Origin of the sequence: Duganella sp. BJB476 (assembly GCF_003416895.1) — a bacterium.
GTDB lineage: Bacteria > Pseudomonadota > Gammaproteobacteria > Burkholderiales > Burkholderiaceae_D > Rugamonas.
This window is the reverse complement of sequence record NZ_QVIO01000035.1, coordinates 1-600: the sequence shown is the minus strand read 5'-3', so window position 1 is coordinate 600 and position 600 is coordinate 1. Positions and strand designations below refer to the sequence as shown.

The 600-nt window shown below is 53.2% G+C and carries 1 rRNA gene; it reads left to right on the top strand.

What is annotated here, in order from left to right:
• Positions 1-10: 10 nt before the first annotated feature.
• A 16S ribosomal RNA gene (locus tag D0T21_RS31525) occupies positions 11-600 on the top strand; the annotation flags it as partial.

Sequence of the window (600 nt, the reverse complement as noted above, 5' to 3'; positions counted from 1 at the left end):
AACAGAGATTAAACTGAAGAGTTTGATCCTGGCTCAGATTGAACGCTGGCGGCATGCCTTACACATGCAAGTCGAACGGCAGCGCGGGGCAACCTGGCGGCGAGTGGCGAACGGGTGAGTAATATATCGGAACGTACCCTGGAGTGGGGGATAACGTAGCGAAAGTTACGCTAATACCGCATACGATCTAAGGATGAAAGTGGGGGATCGCAAGACCTCATGCTCCTGGAGCGGCCGATATCTGATTAGCTAGTTGGTAGGGTAAAAGCCTACCAAGGCATCGATCAGTAGCTGGTCTGAGAGGACGACCAGCCACACTGGAACTGAGACACGGTCCAGACTCCTACGGGAGGCAGCAGTGGGGAATTTTGGACAATGGGCGCAAGCCTGATCCAGCAATGCCGCGTGAGTGAAGAAGGCCTTCGGGTTGTAAAGCTCTTTTGTCAGGGAAGAAACGGCCTGTTCTAATACAGTGGGCTAATGACGGTACCTGAAGAATAAGCACCGGCTAACTACGTGCCAGCAGCCGCGGTAATACGTAGGGTGCAAGCGTTAATCGGAATTACTGGGCGTAAAGCGTGCGCAGGCGGTTTTGTAAGT